This window comes from Phaeovulum veldkampii DSM 11550, assembly GCF_003034995.1.
Lineage (GTDB): Bacteria > Pseudomonadota > Alphaproteobacteria > Rhodobacterales > Rhodobacteraceae > Phaeovulum > Phaeovulum veldkampii.
Genome location: NZ_PZKF01000141.1, coordinates 1 through 533, shown reverse-complemented (window position 1 = coordinate 533; position 533 = coordinate 1). Strand labels below are relative to the sequence as shown.

Below are 533 nucleotides of genomic sequence, written 5' to 3'. Positions count from 1 at the left end.
GATGTTCAAAAGCGTCGTCTTGCCAGACCCCGAGGGCCCCAAAAGCGCGATCACCTCGCCTGCACGCACCTGCAGGTCAACCTGACGCAGTGCATCGACGCGGGTTTCGCCGTCGCCATAGTGCTTGGCCACGGCCTGCACATCGACCAGAATATCACCGATAGCCATGGCTCAGCCCCCCAGCGCGGTGGCAGGGTCCACCTTCAGGGCGGCGCGCACGCCAAGGCCACTGGCGGCCAGACAGACCACGACGATGATCCCGGCCAGAACGGCCACGTTGAACGGCTCCAGCACGACGCGGCGCGGAAAGACATCCTTGACCAGCAGGATTAGAACCAGACCGATGCCCCAACCTGCGGTTCCAAGGATCAGCGATTGCTGCACGATCAGCCCGATGATGGTGCGGTCCGGTGCGCCGATCAGCTTTAGCGTGGCGATCTGCTTCAGCTTTTCCATGGTCATGGTGTAGATGATCAGCGCGATCACCACGGCAGACACCGCCAGGAGGATACCCAGGAACAGTCCGATCTGCC

At 62.5% G+C, this 533-nt stretch carries 2 protein-coding genes; both read right to left on the bottom strand.

Annotation, left to right across the window (positions count from 1 at the left end):
- Positions 1-168 (bottom strand): ATP-binding cassette domain-containing protein (locus C5F46_RS16315; protein ID WP_146160270.1); only part of this gene is annotated, 168 nt, incomplete at its 3' end.
- Positions 169-171: 3 nt separating this feature from the next.
- A partial coding sequence (locus tag C5F46_RS16310) for an ABC transporter permease (RefSeq protein ID WP_146160209.1) occupies positions 172-533 on the bottom strand: 362 nt, incomplete at its 5' end.